This is a genomic window from Ruegeria sp. CL5, assembly GCF_056536485.1.
Genome location: NZ_JBQFPS010000003.1, coordinates 306,117 through 323,601 on the forward strand (window position 1 = coordinate 306,117; position 17,485 = coordinate 323,601).

Here is a 17,485-nt window from a genome sequence, read left to right on the forward strand (position 1 = left end):
CGGGGCCCGCGATCCGGCCCCGAACCAGAAATCAAGCTTGCTTTAGCGCGCTTTCGGTTACCGTTGTTTCAGCTTCAATCGCCCGATCCAAAACGCGCCGATAAATCTTTGCTCCGGCATCCAGGCCCAGATCGATATGAGGCGTCATTGCGTTCTTCATGCCCTTGTGCACCTCTTCCAATACTTCTTTATCCTCAATAAATGCCATCCGGGCACCATCGTTCATGAATTTCGAAACCTCTGCATTGTCAGGGTCAGAATTACGATGCTGGAACCAGAAATATCTGGTTTCATCTTCGTTTATCGGTGTCATGAAATTGTACGAAATATTGATAAAGGTCTGCTCGACCGGATCTTTGTCATAGCCGCCGGTGCCGACCGGCGTATAGATGGATTTGTTCAATCCGATCGCCGGGAGGCACATCTCATAATGCTGCAGGCGATCACATTCGCCTTCAAATGCGACCAGCTTGGAGTAGTAAGGCGACGGCGGCTTATTCTCGATCCAGCGAGAAACGATCACGCCTCGATCGGTTTTTTCAACATTCAGGGGCTCTTCATCCGTTCCGGCCCCTGCAAATGAAGAGACGTGAACCCAGGCCACGTGGCTGGGATCAAGCAGGTTGTCACAGACCCAAAGGTAGTGGCAATCGATGTCCATCACGCCGCCATCGGTCATGCCCCAGGTTGGGTTGTCAAAGTTCTCGATAGGGAAAATCAGATCAGGGTTGGCCAACTCGGGATCGCCCATCCAAATCCAAAGCAGGCGATAGCGATCAACAACCGGATAGGATTTCACGACCGCGCGACGGGGCGTCATCCCGCGCTGTGTCGGGCTATCCGTGCATTTCCCCGAGCAATCGAAGGTCAACCCGTGATAGCCGCATTCTACGGTGTCTCCTATCAGATTCCCTTTCGACAATGGCAGCTTACGGTGTGGGCAAGCATCTTCCAACGCGACCGGAGTGCCATCTTGCTGTCGATAAAGCACAACATTTTCACCCAGATAGGTTTCCGCTTTCAGCTCACGGCCGATATCCCTGCTCCAGGCGGCGACATACCAACAATTCCTGAGATACATGGGCTGCTCTCCTTATCGATCCGGTAGCTAGGGGCATTATGGCATTCGATTGGCAATACGCCATGCCGGATTGGTAATAAAAGATATAAGGTGGGCTAATTCAAATTTGGCGCAAGCGGTGGCAAGTCTGGCTGGGCTGCTGCTTCGGCTTTTATCCAGTTCAGAAACTCGTTGACCTTCTGGCTATCCTTTGTCTCTGGGCGTCGCACAAGCCAATATGATAAAGGCGACAAGGTCATTTCCGAAAACGGACGAACCAGCCTGCCATCACATAGTGCATCAATGACCAATGGCTCGCGGCCTAACGCTACGCCCAACCCTTCGATAGCGGCCTGAATGACCATGTTTGACTGCCCCAATCGGCGTGTCCGCGGCGATGAAGGCATGGTCAAGCCACTCTGCCGTGCCCAGAATTCCCAAGTAGGGCTGGATGTGCCGTGATGGAGGTTTTCATCAACAAGCAACGTGTGTTGCGCCAAATCCTGTATGCTTGTCAGCGATGAGGCAAGTGAAGGGGCGCAAACCGGAAACAGCCTTTCCCGCATCAGCAAATCAACTTCCAACCCCGGATATTCTCCAAGCCCGTATCGGATGCCGATATCTGAATCCGCTCCGGAGAACGGGTGGTAACCGGTGTCAGTCGCAATTGATATTGAAAGGTCAGGATGCGCCAGATCGAAGTGCAGTAGCCTTGGAAACAACCAGTTAAAAGCAAATCCAGGAAGACATGAGATGACTATTGTTCGATCCGAGCGTGTGCGGTCCCGCAATTGGGCGCACACTTCTGATATGCGTCCCAATCCTTCTGCAATAGCCAGCGCTAGTTGTTCGCCTTCCCGGGTTGGACGCGATTGCCGCGCACCGCGCACGAGTAAATCCCTGCCCAACCACTCTTCCAGTGTCCTGACATGCTGACTAACCGCGCTCTGACTGACCCCTAACTCGTCGGCGGCAGGAGAAAATCCGGAATGGCGCACAACCGCCTCGAAGGCGCGCAATGCAGAATAGGGCAGGTTCAGGATCATATTAGTGACCCTAATGTGAGCCATTAATACTTTCAAATGGATTAGCTCCCGCATCGGGTCGTAAATCTGAGATACTAAGCAATCAGGATGTGTCGATGTCTGATATGACGCCGGAGCGGGGCGCTCAAAATCTGCTGATCAACTGCGCCCGCGCATCTACGGGCGACAAGTTGTTGATTGCATATGAGCCACCTGAGTTTGGGTACTTCGATGCCGAATGCGTAGATGTCGTGAGCCGAGTAGCCCATAATCTGGGAATGACCGTCGATACCGTCGATGTCGGCTTTAACCCCGACAATCCGCATCTGACACCTGATCTTATGGCCCGGTTCGAAGAAGCAGACATTATTCTGTTCCTTGCCCGGCTTGGGGATCAGTTGCGGTTTTCGGATATGCCGCAGGGCAAAAAGATTATCGTCAGCTTTGCATTGTCCAAAGAGATGCTGGGCTCGGGCTTTTCTAATGGCCACCACGATGCGTTTATGGAGCTTAAGGCCGATATCAACGCGGTACTGGACTCATCGACTGAGGTACGCCTGACCTGCCCGCTGGGCACTGATGTTCGTGGCCGACCGATTATGAACCTGAAACCAACAGGTGACACCTCGATCCTGCGCTTTCCAATGTCCGTCTTTACCCCGGTTCCGGCTTACAGTTTCTCAGGTCACGTAGCTATCAGTTTTCTGACGGGAACAGGTTCGAAATACTATGACGACTATACGATTGAATTTGACCGCCCGGTCTTTGCGATAATGGAGAACGGGCGGTTGCTTCGCTTCGAAGGCGATCCTACCAATACGTCGAAGGCCGAAGCACATTATGACCGGGTCGCAGGAGATTTAGGTATCGACCGTAGCTTCGTTCATTCCTGGCATGCAGGCATTCACCCAGGCTGTGGTTATCCTTGGGACATGCGCGACAACTACGAACGCTGGGGCGGGTCTGCCTTTGGCAACCCGCGCATCCTGCACTTCCACACTTGCGGGGCCTACGCGCCCGGTGAAATCAGCTGGAATGTCATCGACCCGACAATCGAGATTGACGGCGTGACCTACTGGAACAACGGCGTTTTTCATGCGGATCGGTTGCCCAACGGGCAAACCATTTTGGATCAATACCCTTGTGCCGCAAGCCTGTTCGAATATCCCGACCCTGATATCGGATTAAGGGTTGCGAGCTGATCAATCGCGGCTTGATCGAATCATCACCTGTCGAAATAATCTTGTTAATAGGACCTGATCGAGTTGGTCCTATGGTGCGGAGCACTCCCGTCTCCGGTGCCGGAATACGCGTAGAGGGCAAGACCCCCGCTCCGGCAAACTCATGGAAATCACATGTCAAAAGCTATCGTCACGCCGCTGACTCAGGCACTGGCCGAAGGAAAACTGACGCGCGAAGAACTCAAAGGATTCATGCAACGCTCGAACGCGCCTGGATTGCGTCATCTTGCACTTTGGATTTTGGTACTGACCTGCACCACAACTCTGATCACCCTGGCTTGGAACAGTTGGCTGATCTGGCCCGCGATGTTTCTGCAGGGCGTCGTCCTGGTTCACCATTTCTCACTACAACATGAGTGTGTCCACTACACGGTGTTTCGTACCCGCTGGCTGAACGATCTGGTCGGGCAGATTTGCGGCCTGATTATCATCCTGCCACACCGGTTCTTTCGGTACGAGCATTGTGACCATCACACCTATACCCAACTGACCGGAGAAGATCCCGAATTGATCCCGCTTCCGAAAACACTTGGTCAGTATTTTCTGTATTTATCTGCCCTACCCTACTGGCGCGGCAAATTCACTGAACTGTTCCGGCATGCCTTTGGCAAACTCAGCGACGTTGAACTGCGATTTATTCCCAAAGAAGAACATCAATCGGTCTATTGGGACGCGCGCCGGATGTTGGCCATCTACGCTACGATATTGCTGGCCATGGCGGTCACTGGTTGGTGGGGCTTGATCTGGTACTGGATCATACCACTGTTTCTGGGTGAGCCAGTGATGCGCTTTGTGCGCATGACTGAACATGTTGGGCGGCCCACCGTGGCGCAGATGTCAGAAAACACCCGCACCAATCTGGTGTCAAAACCTATGTCCTTTTTGTGCTGGAACATGAACTATCACGCCGAGCATCACTATGTCGCCTCGGTCCCTTTCCACGCTCTACCCCGCCTGCATGAAAAGCTAAAGGATCATATCTTCGTCGAAAAAGGCGGGTACCTGGCCGCGCATCGCGACATTCTGCGTCAGATCATGCAGCGGAATGCAAGGGCCTGAGTGATGAAAACAGAAAAACCCTGGCGCGATGTGATCGAAGTTTCAAAGCTAGAGCAGAACTGGGTCACGCGCGTGGAAATCGGGCCTCGTATGATTGCGGTTTACGATACACCCAGTGGTGTCTACGCCTCACTGGCTTTGTGTAACCATGGTGGGGCCGATTTGTGCGACGGTTATTTTGATGGCCACGTGATCGAATGCCCATTACATCAGGGTGCATTCGATGTCCGGGACGGCAAGCCCGTTTCAGCACCGGCAACCCGCACAATGCGCGTATTTGAAACACGGGTGCAAGACGGGATGGTTCAGGTCCGAATGTGACCTGAACCTAGCGCTTTTCAGATCGCTTCTCGAGCCGCGCAAAGATACGGCTGAGGCCAAAGCAGACAACAAAATAGAACGCCGCAGTTGTGATCCACGCCTCGAAGATCATCCGGGACGAGGCGACCAGTTCGACGGTTTTGTAAGTCAGTTCCTGCACCGAGATCAGCGACAGGATCGAACTGTCCTTGATCAATGAAATGAACTGGTTGGCCAGAGGTGGCACAACCTTTTTCATCGCCTGCGGCAGCACTACGTAGCGCAGCTCTTGCATGCGGCTCATCCCGATCGAGCGTGCCGCCTCGCGCTGACCCTTCGGGATCGACTGAATTCCGGCACGCACGATTTCGCCGACAAACGCACTTTCAAACAGGGCCAGAACGATCACGCCTGAAACAAGCGAAGGAAAGCGACGCATTTCGCCGAAGAAAAAGGTCCAGATCTGGTTGTTTTCCTGCCGAGCAATACCGCGAGCCCAACGTTCAAGGTTCAACGCATCGATCAGCTGTTGAGATAAGAAAAAGAAAAAGATGAAAACAACGACGACGGGGGGAACATTACGCAGAAACTCGAGGTATGTGCGCGCCAGCATGCGTATGGTCAGATTGGCCGAACAGCGTGCAATTCCCAGTATTGTACCAAGAATGAGCGCTAGAATACCCGAATAGATGCTGATGCGAACCGTCGCTGCTAAACCCTGCAGCAGCAGATTTGCAAAGTACTCTTCGCGCCCGGAATGCCAGCCAACAATATAGCTTGGGATCAGTTCCCAACGCCATTTGTAATTCAGCGTACCTTCGATCGACAGCCAGATATACCCAAAGAAGGTTATCAAAACTGCCACGATCACATAGTCAGGCCATCTGAGTTTTCTAATGAATTCCTGCACCAAAGCGCTCCGCATAAGGACCAGGGGCGGTGGGTCCGCCCCCAGTCAGAGTGGTTATTGGGCGACCTGGTCGGCCCACTCTTCAGTGGCAAACCAGTAATTGTGGCGCTCTTCTAGCCAGCCGGACCGCCAATTCTGTGCAATCCAGTTGTTAAAGAAGTTCATCGCGTCGGGATCTCCTTTGCGCATCCCAAACGCCTCACCACGTGGATCAAACAGCTCACCTTCAAGCACAACCAGTGTTTCCGGATTGCGCCCCGCCTCGCGGTTGGGGGTTGGCTGCGATGCCATTGTGGCGTGGGCGTTGCCATTCAGCACTTCCTGAGTCGATGCGCCATCTTCATCAAACAACAGCAGATTCGCCTCAGGGAATGCCTTGGCAATCACGGTTGCCGGCGTTGCGCCACGACGCGCAGCAAAGGTAACGTCAGATGAGTTCAAGTCCTCACGCGCCATACCTGCAGTCAACTCTTTGTTGGCCAGAATGGCCAAGCCAGAATAGGCATAAGGGTCAGTGAAGTTGATCGTCAGGTTCCGCTGAGCAGTCACCGACATGCCCGAGATGATCACGTCGAAATTACCAGACACAAGGGCCGGGATAATACCATCCCAGGCAGTTGGAACAAATTCGACCTCAACGCCCATGTCTTCGGCCAATTTTCGGCCAACATCCAGTTCGAACCCGATCAGATCGCCGTTCTTGTCACGCATCGACCAAGGTACAAACAGCGACAGGCCAATCCGGATCACCCCATCCTGTTTGATCGTTTCAATTACACTTTCGCTGGACAGTTCCTGAGTTGCGCTTTGCGCCCAGCTTGAGGTCGCCATGCCAGTTGCCACGACCGCGCCCAGGGCAACCCCGAGCATTCTGCGAGATAACTTCATCTTGGTTCTCCTTGTTGTCCGGTTAAATTCTTGTGGTTATTGGTCGACGGCATATTTCTTCTCCAGATAACTTACGCCGATCGACAGGATCAGGGTCACCACCAGATAGACCAGTGCGATGGTGAACCAGATTTCAAAACTCATGTAAGTGTCGGATATGATGTTGCGTCCGAAGGTGGTCAGTTCGGCGACGGCAATGACGCTGACAATAGCCGAGGATTTGATTAGGTGAACAACTTCGCCCGTCATCGGCGGCAACATAAACCGAACAGATTGCGGAAGGATGATGTAACGATAGGTCTGATAGGGGGTCATCCCGATGGATTTAGCCGCCTCCCACTGACCAGTAGGGACGGCATTAATCCCAGCCCGGAGAATTTCGGATATCAGCGCCGAATGAAACACCGCCAAGGTCAGAATACTGGCGGTATACCGGTCAAAACCGAAGATCGGACCCAGCACGTAGTAGAACAGATAAAGCAGAACCAGCAGAGGAATGTTTCGGATAAGTTCAAGGAAGCCAACTGCTACAGCCGTACCAATTACCAGGCCGGATAGACGTAGCAACGCGACCAGCAGTCCAATAGCAGTGGCCAACAGGAACGAAATGACAGACAATTTGATCGTGGCGACCAACCCTATGGGTATCTCACCCCACTCAAAGCCGATTTCTGTGTTGCGGTAGAGGAACTGAGGCACCCGGTACCATTGCCAGTTATACCCCATTCCCTGAGCACCAACGTACGAGCCATAGGCAATTAGCCCAACGATGATTGCGTAAATCGCGACCGAGACAAACACCGAGCCAAAGAACCGCTTATAGAAGGGCGGTTTCGGCAACGACTGCCCTTTTCCCCGTGATATGCCCAGATCGGTCACGTCAGTGCTCCAATATCTGGTTCAGGAACAGGCGACAGCGTTCGCTGGACGGGTTGGTAAAGAACTGTTCTGGGGGTGAGATTTCCACGATCTGCCCGGCCTCCATGAAGACCATAGTGTCAGCGACCTTACGGGCAAACCCCATCTCATGGGTGACAACAACCATGGTCATACCTGTATCGGCAAGTTCCACCATCACATCCAGCACTTCATTAATCATCTCTGGATCAAGCGCAGAGGTCGGCTCATCAAACAGCATGATCCGGGTTTCCATGCACAAGGACCGCGCGATGGCAACGCGCTGTTGTTGCCCACCCGACAATTGCGCCGGATACTTGTCGGCCTGCTCGGGAATGTGAACACGATCAAGATAATTGCGTGCGGTTTCCTCGGCCTGAGCTTTAGAAATCTTTCGCACCTTCATCGGCCCGATCATCAGGTTTTCAAGCACGGTCAAATGCGGAAACAGGTTAAACTGCTGAAACACCATTCCGACTTCTTGCCGCAACTCACGTATTTCTTTTGCGTCTTTGTAAACTTCGATGCCATCAATCACGAGACGTCCAGAGTTATGCCATTCCAACCCGTTGAAACAACGGATCAGCGTGGATTTTCCCGACCCAGACGGGCCGCAGATCACAACCTTTTCACCCTGATGAACAGTCAGATCGATATTCTTGAGTGCATGGAAAGTGCCATAATACTTATCAAGATTGGTCACTTCTATCATGGGGGAGGGCTGAGTCATGCCGAACCTGTCGATATCCGGGTCAGACGCAATAGCTGACCTTTGAGGTTGCGAGTATAGCCCGTCAACAAACCAGGCGCATTTCGACTTTGCGCGCATTTGATCAACCGCGATCCGTCGTCATGCCTGTTGGCACAAGACATCTGCAGCTTTGAATTTGGCAAAGCGGAGCAATCTGGCAAAGCTTCAGAATCCTCAAATCTGTTGCGCGCTAATCAATATGGTTGCTTAATGTGCAATATTCGTCAATAAAAAACTCAACGGGCGCTCTGTCGCCGCCTCGAAATACGAAAATAAACTATAGAAGGACGAATGAATGTCTGCCTGGATTCGGATGATATCTGACGAAGATGCCGACGAACATTTGAAGAATACCCTTGATTTAGCGCGTACACCGCATGGGACAGTGGACAACGTGATGCGTGTCCATTCGCTACGTCCCAACACCATGAAAGGGCACGTCATTTTGTATCGCGCCTGCCTTCATGATGACGCCAATTCAGTGCCTATGTGGTTTCAGGAAGTCATAAGCTCCTACGTTTCCACGCTGAACACGTGCCCTTACTCCTATGCCAACCACTGGGCAAACGCCCGTCATCTGATCGGTGACGACGCACGCGCCGACTCAATTGAGGCTGCGCTTACCGCGCATCGCCCTCAGGATGCGTTCGAGGGCGCACATCTGGAAGCGTTGAGCTATGCTGAGAAGCTGACGCTGTCGCCGGGCACCATGGAAGAATCGGATGTAGACGCCTTGAAAGATGCTGGCTGGGAAGACGGTGAGATCCTCGAAATCAATCAAATCGTGGGATATTTTAATTATGCCAATCGGTTGCTGAATGGTCTGGGTGTCACAACAAAAGGAGACGTCGTAGGCTACTACGGCGAAGATTGACGGGACGTTTCATGCAAGTTGACACGCCGGGAAGACAGATTGACCGTGCCATTGGCGCCTCTCTGAGGGAGCTGCGTCAAAGCCGGAAGCAATCCGCCCGCCGGCTTGCCGAACAATCGGGTATTTCGGCTGCGATGGTCAGCCGTATCGAAAATGGGCTGGTTTCACCTTCGATTGACACTCTTGCGGCATTGGCGGAAGCACTAGAAGTCCCCATCGTTTCACTGTTTCGCGAAGCAAGAACTGATCACACCGACTATACCCTCGTGCGCCATGGCGAAGGGTTGAAGTCCACTCGCTTGGCCGGCGGACATTCGCATGAATATGTCAACCTCGCATTGCACTCTCGGAAAGACCTGCGTTTCCAGGCTCGTCGCGTAACGCTGTTGCGGGATGAGGGACAACCGCCGACCTATGTCGGGCACGGCGTTGTGTTTGTTCAGGTCCTCGAAGGGCAGGCAGTCTATCGCTATGGCGAAGCAAGGTTCACGCTTTCAGCCGGGGATAGTATTAGTGTTGATGCGGAATTGAACCACGGCTTTGAAGAGGTTCTGACACCCGAGTTCGTCTTCCTCACCGTTCAAGCCGAGCGCCCTTAGGGGCTTACTGAGATGGCTGCCCCAACCGAGATTGATCTGACACGCGGGCCGATCTCAGCCCATTTTCGAACCTTAGCCATCCCAGCGGCAATTGGGATGCTGTTCAACACGCTCTACAACGTCGTAGATATGTTCTTTGCGGGGCTCCTCTCGACCAGTGCGCAAGCAGGCCTGGCATTGGGTTTTCAGGCATTCTTCATTGCAATCTCAGTCGGAGTTGGATTGGGCGCAGCAATGAGCGCGCTCGTCGGTAATGCCTTGGGTGCCGGTGATAATCGCGCGGCACGGCGGTTTGCAGCTCAAGGGATGATCTACGGTTTCATCGCAGCCGGAGTTTTGGCATTGGCAGGGCTCTGGTACGGCCCGGCACTTATTCAATTGGTTTCGGAACCGGGACCATATCGCGAAGCGGGATTACGCTATTTCTACTGGCTATTACTGGCCCTGCCCGGGTTCCTTTTGGCCTTTGGATGCAACGGAATTCTTCAAGCACATGGGGACGCGGTTTCGATGCAACGCGCTCTTATCGTTGCGTTTTTTGCCAATATTGGTCTCAATCCGTTGTTGATTTTTGGTATCCCGGGCGTGATCACCGGCATCGGGTTCGATGGCCTCGCCATTTCTACGGTAATCAGCCAAACCGGTGTGATGGCGTTCATGATCCGCCAGGTGCTCAGACGCCGAAGAATGAGGCGCATGCGGGCAAGAAATTTCATTCCGCGCCTGCAAAAGTTCAAGGAAATCTCAGTTCAAGTCCTTCCAACGGCCACATCGTTCATCGTGATGCTTCTATCAGGTTTCGTCGTGCAGTTCGCGTTGAAAATCTTCGGCGAGCACGCGATTGCGGGCTTCGGTGTCGCTATTAGGTTGGAGCAGATTCTACTATTGCCTGTGCTCGGGGTCACTGGTGCGCTGCTTCCCATCGCGTCTCAGAATTTCGGGGCACGGGACTATGAAAGGGTGCGTGAAGCCCTGTTTTATTGCTGGAAAGTCGGGCTGGTCATGACCGCTATTGCGGCCCCTATCCTGTGGATATTTGGCCGGTCTCTGCTGGGTTTCTTTACTGAAGATCCCGAAGTTATTCGCGTGGGGCTCAGCTATCTACGTGTCGATAGTCTGATCCTTCCATTCTATATGATGCTGTTTTCAATCAACTCGCTGCTGCAGGCGCTAAAACGCCCAATCTGGACAGTATGGATCAGCCTCTATCGTCAGGGATTTGGCGTCGCTTTTTTTGTCTGGATTTTTATAGGCATTCTCGGCTTCAACGAAATCGGTGTCTGGTTTGGAACCGCCTGTGCCGTGATCACTGGATGGATGATCGGGCTTTTGGTGGCATCTTACGTCGCCCATAAGGAATTGGGCGGGCTCTGGCTTAGTTTTAGAACCGATCCGGGCTGAAGGCCTGTATATTGATGCTCGGTGCCCTGCCAGCGATTACATCTGCAACAAGTCGCGCCGTCGTCGCTCCCAACGTCAGACCCAGTTGCCCGTGGCCCGTAGCAAAAGTGACATTGGTCAGACGCCTGCTGCGGCCAATGATCGGGCGTGTATCAGGCGTAAAAGGGCGACGACCCATGCGGCGCTCAGATTTCTCAATCTTCAACCCCGGCAATACACGGTGCGCACGTTTGACCAGTACATCGGCCCGGTTCCAATCGGGCTGCGCATTCAAGTCCGCAAACTCTGCGGTGCCCGCCACGGCCAGCGCATCCTCATAAGGCGTGATGCCAAACCCGCCCTTTGCGTAAAACACCGTGTGGCGCAGATCGATTCCACTGTCGTGCAAAGCAGTTGAGTATCCCATGACACCCTCCATGCGCAGTGGAATATTCAACTTCTTAGCCAAGACGCGCGAATCCGTGCCTGCAGCAACTACAAATTCATCCGCGCTCAGCGTGCGACCGTCGCCGGTATGCACGCTTTGGATATGTTGATCATCACGCGTAAAGTCGATCACTGCATTCGAGACAATCTCCCCGCCCCGTTGGGTGAAGCTCTGCATCAGAATTTCGACCAACAGTTTTGGATCCGTCACAAAACTCCAATCCCGTAACAACGCTGCATATTTGAAATCGGGCGCAATAGCGGGGTCCATCTCATGCGCTTCATGGCCTGATACCTGGTCGATGGTGCACCCGAACTCACGCGCGAGATCAAAGGCAGCGCGCATGGTCGCAAGGTCATTGTCATCATCAAACAGCTTGATCACTGGTCGCTCAACCAAAAGCTCTGGGTGACCAACATCCGCGAGCTGCGCTTTGAAATCATCAGTGGCAGCAAAGGTGAGACGTGCCAGATCGGCGGTAATCGCCCGCATCTTCGAACGCCGCGCATTGGCTGTGAACCGCGCAAACCAAGGCATCAGCCTTAATGCCGAGGCTGGCCGCAAAGAAAGCGGGGCCTCGGAATCCAGTAACCAACCCGGCACTTTCATCAGCATCCCCGGCTGCGACAAAGGCACGATCTCGCCAACCGCGATACAGCCGCAGGAGGCCCAGCTTGCCCCCTCACCCACCGGTCCGGGTTCAACGACCGTAACAGAGTGCCCCTGCGACCGCAGTGTTAAAGCACAGGAAATTCCGACAACACCGCCACCGATTACAACGACCCGAGACATTCGTGCGGCCTCTACTGAAGTTCGCGCAGTTGCGCCATCAATTCGGCAGTGACACGAACTCCATCCGCTTCGGCAGCAGCGCGATTCTTCAACCTTCCATCTCCGGGGACGCGTGCATCGCCATTACCTTCAATCTCGGCGCAAATGCGCTGGACATAATCTCCGAACGCTTCGTTGCCAAACCTCGCCGGATCAATTGCGATCAGCGTGTTGCCGCCTTTGATATTTAACGCCCCGTGCGCTTCGCGCTTGGCGTTATCGACGGACAAGGTTCCGCCAGCCAGTGCTGCACCGAGGACCTCGATCAGGAATGCAATCGCTGCTCCCTTGTGTTCACCAAATGGCAACAAACTGCGGGTTTCCAGTATGGCGTTGGGGTCACGTGTCGGCTGTCCCTCTGGATCAAGCCCTGCAGGACGTGGTAAATCATGCCCTTCCGCAGCTGCCATGCGAATATCCATAAGTGCCACCATGGACGATGCCTGATCCCAGACGACCGGCTCACCCCCAGGTCGAGGGCAGGCAAAAGACATCGGATTGGTGCCAAAAACCGGGCGAACGCCCCCTTGTGGCACCACCATGGAAAGCGAGTTCACGACACCTAGCGCGACCAGTCCAGCCTCAGCTAACGGACCGGTATCGAACCGTAACGCCCCCAGATGGTGGCAATTGGCACAACTGAGTGCCGCAATCCCGTTCTCGCGCGCCATCTCAATAAGCTCGGTCCGCGCTTTGGCGGCCACGATCTGGTAATAACCATTGTCGCCATCCCCTCGCAAAACACCCGGAGCGATACGTTCAACGCTCGGGTTGGCGGCGGGGTTGGCGTAGCCCGAAGCAAAGCTCTGCGCATAAACAGGCAACATTCGTAAGCCATGGCTTCGTGGTCCGTCTCGTTCGCTCATTCGAACAAGATCGGCCAATACTGCGGTACCGTGTTCATCCACTCCCGCAGCCACAAACACAGACCTGGCCAACTCCCTTACCTCGTCGAGTGAGAGCGTTGTCGTCGAGTCATCGGTCATGTGCGTGATCCTGTCCTTGGGTTATGAACCGGGCACGTTAGCGCCCGCTTTCCAGATTAATCAAGCGCTGTATTCCAACCGCTTTTTGGCGACGAACTCATCCAACGCACCGCGCTGATCATCCGGCATTGGCGGCCGCACATAGGTGTTTAGCATACGCTGCGCCTCTTCCGTGCCGACGACTTCGGCGGTTTTCGAGCCCTCAGCTTCCCACTGTTCAAAACTGTCATTGTTTTGCAAGTGGTTCATGTGCATGGGGTTCTCACGCGTGTGGTCGGTGCCTAGGAAATGTCCGCCGGGTCCGATGTTTTCGATGTCGCCCAGCAAAGCGTCCAGATTTTCCTCTTGCAGGCCACTGAAGAAACGGTGGAAGTTCTCTAACTGCAATGCGTCCTGCACCCATTTCGAATAGCTGACCCCAAGCGCGCCCTCAAGAAAGCCCGCGGAGTGGACGATGTAGTTCGCACCGCCCAGCAGCACCGGCCACATGGTATTTGCGGTGTCGAACGCCGCCTGCATATCCGGGGATTTCGATCCGGTCCACATGGTGCAGGTTCGCCACGGCACACCGTAGAACCGCGCCATCTGACCCACCAAAAGGTTCATCAAGCCGGGCTCCGGGGACCCCATCATCGGTGCGCCTGTCTTCATCGAAACGCCCATGATCGCGACGCCCAATACCATAGGTGCTCCGCGCCGGATGATTTGGCTGTAAGCCATTCCCGCCAGCGATTCGGCGATCAGCAGCGCGACACCGCCCTGCGGGCTGGCAGGTGTGCTTGCCCCGGCAAGAACAAAGGGCGACAGCAGGCAGGGCTGGTTGGCAGCGGCATAGACGCGCAAGCTCTGCAACATGGTCTCATCCCAGACGAGCGGTGTGTTGCAGTTCAGTAGGGCCGCCATTACCACATTGTTGTCGACAAATTCCTCACCAAACACGATGCGAGTCATCTCAACCGAATCCCGTGCCGCCTGTTCCGACAGCACCGAACCTTTGATCGGTTTGTCGGTCAGCGTCAGCGCGGCATGAACCAGCTCCAAGTGGCGTTGCGGTACGGGGACATCCTGCGGCTCAACCGGCAAAATACCCGGCACCATCATCGACTGACTCATCTGACTGAGTTTGAAGAAGTTATGCGCATCCTCCAACATCGAAGGGCGGCGCACACCATCCAGACCATAGACAAACGGCGCGCCATACGCATTGGCAAAGACAGAATGCTGATTGCCCACCCGAAGCGAGCGTTCCGGGTTGCGCGCGGCATAGCCCCACTCTGAGGGAACAGCCGAGATCAGGTCCATCAGCATCTCGCGCCCGATACGCACCCGTTCACCCTGCACATCCGCGCCGTACTTCTTCCAATCGGCCAAAGCGACCGGATCACGGAACTCGATCCCTGTGGTTTCAAGTATCGTCATGGCCGCGTTGTGGATTCTCTCAACACCCTCGGGGCCAAGCAGATCAATCGGACCAACCTTGCGGTTCAGCGTCGACAGATAGATAGGGGGCGGGTTGGTGCGAGCCTTGACCCGCGCGGCACGTCCACCGCCACGGCCCGAGCGTGCTTTGACTTCTGCCATTTCAAATCCTCCGGATCAGGCGCGCGCACGGGCGCTGGTGGGATCAACGGCGCAGGTATCGATCACTTCAGCCTCGCGCATTTCATTGTGGATAAGCACCTGCATTTTGGTGCCGGGTGCCGTCATGTCCTGTGGCACCAGTGCCATCGCAATGTCGTGATTGCAGTAATACGAGAACCCGCCCGAGGTGACCCGCCCGATCAACTTGCCATCGGCATAGACGCCTTCGTCGAACATCACCGAGGTATCGCAGAACGGCAGCTTCAGTGTGACCAGCGTGTTGTATCCGCCATCGGCCTGCTGCTTCTGCAGCGCGGCTTTGCCGATGAAGTCACGTTCGGCCACCTGCCCGCCGATCTTTTCTGTCATCGCCACGAAACGGCCCAGATCGGCCTCATAGGGTGTCAGGTCCTTGCAAATCTCGCGATTGATGGCGCGATAGGATTTCTCAAGTCGCATCGATTCCAGCGCCTCAAGACCGAAGGGTTTCACGCCGGTCTTCAGCAGCAGATCAACGAGGTGGCGATTATACCCAACCGGGTGATGCAGTTCCCATCCAAGCTCTCCGGTATACGAGACACGCAGCAGGTGCACACCTTTGGCATAGCCCACCTCACCCATCTGCGCCGAGAGCCACGGGAAGGCTTCATTTGACAGTTCATTGTCCGTCAGCGGCTGTAAGATTTCGCGTGCCTTGGGCCCGGCTAGTGCGATCACACCCAGCTGCTCTGAGATATCCTCGATCACGACAGACCCGTCGCGCGGCAGCGCGCGCTGTAGTTGGTCCCAGTTATAGGCCCGCCAGTTCGGTGTTGAGATCAGGTAGAAATCGTCGTTGGCATAGCGCACGATGGTGTATTCCGCATCCATGCCGCCCTTGTCGTTCAGCATAAGCGACAGGGTCATGCGGCCCACTTTTGGCAGTTTGTTGGCCATGATGCTGTCTAACCACTGTGCAGCCCCCGGTCCGCGAACGGTGAATTTGGTCATCGGAGACATTTCGATGAAACCAGCTTCTTCACGTGTAGTTCGCACCTCTTCCTGAACCCGCTCCATATGATTGGTGCGACGGAAGCTGTGTTCGGGGATCGCTTCTTCGGGTGATTTGGCGAACCAGCGCGGGAATTCGTAGCCATTGAAGCTGGTCCAGACTGCTCCTTGTGCGGTCAGCAGATCATATGACCCGACGGTCTTCATAGGACGCGCATCGGGGAAGTCCTCGCCCGGCACATGCGCATCCATATGGGTGCCCCATGTCTCGCGCACCTTATCCATGGTCCAGCGCTTGGAGGCATAATCCGAGAACCTGCGCGGATCGAGTTCCGACATATCCATGCCCGGATCGCCATCGACGATCCACTTGGCCAGACGGTTGCCAACCGTCCCGCCCCACAGAATGCCACCGGGCATGCCTTCGGCCAGCCAGAGGTTCTCATGTCCCGGCGCCGGACCGGCCAAAGGCAGCTCGTCCGGTGTCATCTGAAATGGACCGCGGGTGTTGGCTTTGATCCCAACCTCGCCCAGTGTGGGCACCCTTTCAATCGCGCGTTCCCACTGAGTTTCCACGGCGTCGAAATCCTCGGGCAGTAGATCAGCACCAAATTCCGGTGGCACGCGGTCTTCGGCAAATAGCTTGAGGTCTTTGGTGAATTCATAAGGCCCGAACTGGATGCCGCCCACATCTTCGCGCAGATAAGCGCCGTAATCTTCATCCCGCAGGATCGGGAATTCTGGCAGGCCCTCCGCCCGGCGCTCTTTCAGCAGCGGTACGGTCTCGGTGGTCCAATACTGGTGAACGATCGGAATACAGGGCAGATCCAACCCCACACGGCGTGCGTTTTCGCGGGCATAGTTGCCAGTGGCGAAGATCAGATGTTCACATGTGATCTCACCCTGGCTGGTGGTCACTTTCCAATGGCCGTTGTCCAGCTTTTCATAGGCCTGAGCCTCGGTGTTCTGGTAAACCTTGGCACCTGCATCGCGTGCCAGCTTGGCGAGTGCCATGGTGATATCGGCCGGGTTCACGTACCCGTCTTCGGTGTGCAGGATACCACCCCGAATGTCCGGGCTCTGGTTTAGCAACGGATGGACTTCGGCAATCTCTTCAGGGGTCAGCAGCTTGCAAGGTACGCCAGCCGCCTCGGCAATCGAGATATAAGACTGGAACTCGTCCCAGCGCTTTTCAGTATTGGCGACCCGCAGCTGACCAACCTTCCGCAACCCGACCGAGCTGCCCATCTTTTCTTCAACCTCAGTATAGATGCGGATGGTTTCCATCGTCATCTTCGACACATTGTGCGACCGCACGAAGGTCACCAACAGACCCGCTGCATGCCAGGTCGAGCCGGAGGTTAGTGTTGTACGTTCCAGCATTACCGCATCTGTGCAGCCATGTTCGGTCAGCCCGTAAAGGATCGACGCCCCTACGCAACCTCCTCCGACAACCACGACTTTTGCATGTGACTGCATTCCGCAACTCCTTCAAACTGTGCACGACCAACAAGGGATCGCATAGCAAACCGGTTGAGGAGCATTTTCATCGGGAACCGCGGGCCGACAATTGCAAAAAGATTCACTCTGCATTAGATGAATTAAGCCTATAGCCAGACGATCTCCTTTAATTTATCAGGCAATCGATCCATCACAGGTCAAAAC

General features: G+C 54.7%; 16 protein-coding genes. 6 read left to right on the forward strand and 10 right to left on the reverse strand.

Annotation, left to right across the window (positions count from 1 at the left end):
* Positions 1-31: 31 nt before the first annotated feature.
* Positions 32-1,081, reverse strand: a complete 1,050-nt coding sequence (locus ACR0IU_RS07500) for an aromatic ring-hydroxylating dioxygenase subunit alpha (protein ID WP_480715810.1) — start codon at positions 1,079-1,081, stop codon at positions 32-34.
* Positions 1,082-1,176: 95 nt separating this feature from the next.
* Complete coding sequence (locus tag ACR0IU_RS07505) at positions 1,177-2,106, reverse strand: LysR substrate-binding domain-containing protein (protein ID WP_480608038.1); 930 nt, start codon at positions 2,104-2,106, stop codon at positions 1,177-1,179.
* A gap of 95 nt (positions 2,107-2,201) precedes the next feature.
* Between ACR0IU_RS07505 and ACR0IU_RS07510 the strand changes: the two genes are divergently transcribed.
* The 3 genes from ACR0IU_RS07510 (at position 2,202) to ACR0IU_RS07520 (ending at position 4,706) form a co-directional block, all read left to right on the forward strand.
* Positions 2,202-3,287 carry a hypothetical protein gene (locus tag ACR0IU_RS07510; RefSeq protein ID WP_480715811.1) on the forward strand — a complete coding sequence of 362 codons (1,086 nt, stop codon included), beginning with the start codon at positions 2,202-2,204 and terminating at the stop codon, positions 3,285-3,287.
* 153 nt (positions 3,288-3,440) lie between these two features.
* Positions 3,441-4,385, forward strand: coding sequence for a fatty acid desaturase family protein (locus tag ACR0IU_RS07515; protein WP_170544015.1), 945 nt, complete (start codon positions 3,441-3,443; stop codon positions 4,383-4,385).
* 3 nt (positions 4,386-4,388) lie between these two features.
* The gene (locus tag ACR0IU_RS07520) at positions 4,389-4,706 is read left to right on the forward strand and encodes a non-heme iron oxygenase ferredoxin subunit (RefSeq protein WP_480715812.1); all 318 of its coding nucleotides are present in this window, start codon (positions 4,389-4,391) and stop codon (positions 4,704-4,706) included.
* A gap of 7 nt (positions 4,707-4,713) precedes the next feature.
* Here ACR0IU_RS07520 and ACR0IU_RS07525 read toward each other — a convergent pair whose 3' ends face one another.
* Genes ACR0IU_RS07525 through ACR0IU_RS07540 form a run of 4 tightly spaced genes read right to left on the reverse strand, consistent with a single transcriptional unit; the run spans position 4,714 to position 8,110 of the window.
* On the reverse strand, positions 4,714-5,595 hold the full coding sequence (locus ACR0IU_RS07525) for an amino acid ABC transporter permease (RefSeq protein ID WP_480715813.1): 882 nt from the start codon (positions 5,593-5,595) through the stop codon (positions 4,714-4,716).
* A gap of 54 nt (positions 5,596-5,649) precedes the next feature.
* Complete coding sequence (locus tag ACR0IU_RS07530; RefSeq protein WP_010441573.1) at positions 5,650-6,483, reverse strand: transporter substrate-binding domain-containing protein; 834 nt, start codon at positions 6,481-6,483, stop codon at positions 5,650-5,652.
* Positions 6,484-6,519: 36 nt separating this feature from the next.
* Entirely contained in the window at positions 6,520-7,362 is an 843-nt protein-coding gene (locus ACR0IU_RS07535) for an amino acid ABC transporter permease (RefSeq protein ID WP_010441574.1), read from the reverse strand.
* A gap of 1 nt (position 7,363) precedes the next feature.
* The gene (locus ACR0IU_RS07540; RefSeq protein ID WP_311201795.1) at positions 7,364-8,110 is read right to left on the reverse strand and encodes an amino acid ABC transporter ATP-binding protein; all 747 of its coding nucleotides are present in this window, start codon (positions 8,108-8,110) and stop codon (positions 7,364-7,366) included.
* Between the two features lie 316 nt (positions 8,111-8,426).
* Here ACR0IU_RS07540 and ACR0IU_RS07545 point away from each other — a divergent pair, with 316 nt between their 5' ends.
* The 3 genes from ACR0IU_RS07545 to ACR0IU_RS07555 are packed head-to-tail and all read left to right on the forward strand — an operon-like array spanning position 8,427 to position 11,005.
* Entirely contained in the window at positions 8,427-9,005 is a 579-nt protein-coding gene (locus ACR0IU_RS07545; protein WP_480715814.1) for a carboxymuconolactone decarboxylase family protein, read from the forward strand.
* Between the two features lie 11 nt (positions 9,006-9,016).
* Positions 9,017-9,604 (forward strand): helix-turn-helix domain-containing protein, encoded by a 588-nt coding sequence (locus ACR0IU_RS07550; RefSeq protein ID WP_010441577.1) that lies wholly within the window; start codon positions 9,017-9,019, stop codon positions 9,602-9,604.
* A gap of 12 nt (positions 9,605-9,616) precedes the next feature.
* Positions 9,617-11,005 carry an MATE family efflux transporter gene (locus ACR0IU_RS07555; protein WP_480715815.1) on the forward strand — a complete coding sequence of 463 codons (1,389 nt, stop codon included), beginning with the start codon at positions 9,617-9,619 and terminating at the stop codon, positions 11,003-11,005.
* On the opposite strand, the gene ACR0IU_RS07560 is transcribed toward ACR0IU_RS07555, so the two are convergent.
* From ACR0IU_RS07560 to ACR0IU_RS07575, 4 genes are read right to left on the reverse strand one after another with little or no spacing between them, the layout of a single operon-like run.
* Positions 10,986-12,224, reverse strand: coding sequence for an NAD(P)/FAD-dependent oxidoreductase (locus ACR0IU_RS07560; RefSeq protein WP_480715816.1), 1,239 nt, complete (start codon positions 12,222-12,224; stop codon positions 10,986-10,988). The genes ACR0IU_RS07555 and ACR0IU_RS07560 overlap by 20 nt on opposite strands.
* An 11-nt stretch (positions 12,225-12,235) precedes the next feature.
* Positions 12,236-13,249, reverse strand: a complete 1,014-nt coding sequence (locus ACR0IU_RS07565; protein WP_480715817.1) for an Ldh family oxidoreductase — start codon at positions 13,247-13,249, stop codon at positions 12,236-12,238.
* 60 nt (positions 13,250-13,309) lie between these two features.
* Positions 13,310-14,830, reverse strand: coding sequence for a trimethylamine methyltransferase family protein (locus ACR0IU_RS07570; RefSeq protein WP_480715818.1), 1,521 nt, complete (start codon positions 14,828-14,830; stop codon positions 13,310-13,312).
* Positions 14,831-14,845: 15 nt separating this feature from the next.
* On the reverse strand, positions 14,846-17,299 hold the full coding sequence (locus ACR0IU_RS07575; RefSeq protein ID WP_480715819.1) for a GcvT family protein: 2,454 nt from the start codon (positions 17,297-17,299) through the stop codon (positions 14,846-14,848).
* Positions 17,300-17,485: the final 186 nt, after the last annotated feature.

Coding starts and splice junctions, on each gene's coding strand:
- ACR0IU_RS07500 (WP_480715810.1), bottom strand. CDS start 1,081: ATGTATCTCAGGAATTGTTGGTATGTCGCCGCCTGGAGCAGGGATATC.
- ACR0IU_RS07545 (WP_480715814.1), top strand. CDS start 8,427: ATGTCTGCCTGGATTCGGATGATATCTGACGAAGATGCCGACGAACAT.
- ACR0IU_RS07520 (WP_480715812.1), top strand. CDS start 4,389: ATGAAAACAGAAAAACCCTGGCGCGATGTGATCGAAGTTTCAAAGCTA.
- ACR0IU_RS07555 (WP_480715815.1), top strand. CDS start 9,617: ATGGCTGCCCCAACCGAGATTGATCTGACACGCGGGCCGATCTCAGCC.
- ACR0IU_RS07530 (WP_010441573.1), bottom strand. CDS start 6,483: ATGAAGTTATCTCGCAGAATGCTCGGGGTTGCCCTGGGCGCGGTCGTG.
- ACR0IU_RS07510 (WP_480715811.1), top strand. CDS start 2,202: ATGTCTGATATGACGCCGGAGCGGGGCGCTCAAAATCTGCTGATCAAC.
- ACR0IU_RS07505 (WP_480608038.1), bottom strand. CDS start 2,106: ATGATCCTGAACCTGCCCTATTCTGCATTGCGCGCCTTCGAGGCGGTT.
- ACR0IU_RS07515 (WP_170544015.1), top strand. CDS start 3,441: ATGTCAAAAGCTATCGTCACGCCGCTGACTCAGGCACTGGCCGAAGGA.
- ACR0IU_RS07560 (WP_480715816.1), bottom strand. CDS start 12,224: ATGTCTCGGGTCGTTGTAATCGGTGGCGGTGTTGTCGGAATTTCCTGT.
- ACR0IU_RS07540 (WP_311201795.1), bottom strand. CDS start 8,110: ATGACTCAGCCCTCCCCCATGATAGAAGTGACCAATCTTGATAAGTAT.
- ACR0IU_RS07570 (WP_480715818.1), bottom strand. CDS start 14,830: ATGGCAGAAGTCAAAGCACGCTCGGGCCGTGGCGGTGGACGTGCCGCG.
- ACR0IU_RS07575 (WP_480715819.1), bottom strand. CDS start 17,299: ATGCAGTCACATGCAAAAGTCGTGGTTGTCGGAGGAGGTTGCGTAGGG.
- ACR0IU_RS07565 (WP_480715817.1), bottom strand. CDS start 13,249: ATGACCGATGACTCGACGACAACGCTCTCACTCGACGAGGTAAGGGAG.
- ACR0IU_RS07550 (WP_010441577.1), top strand. CDS start 9,017: ATGCAAGTTGACACGCCGGGAAGACAGATTGACCGTGCCATTGGCGCC.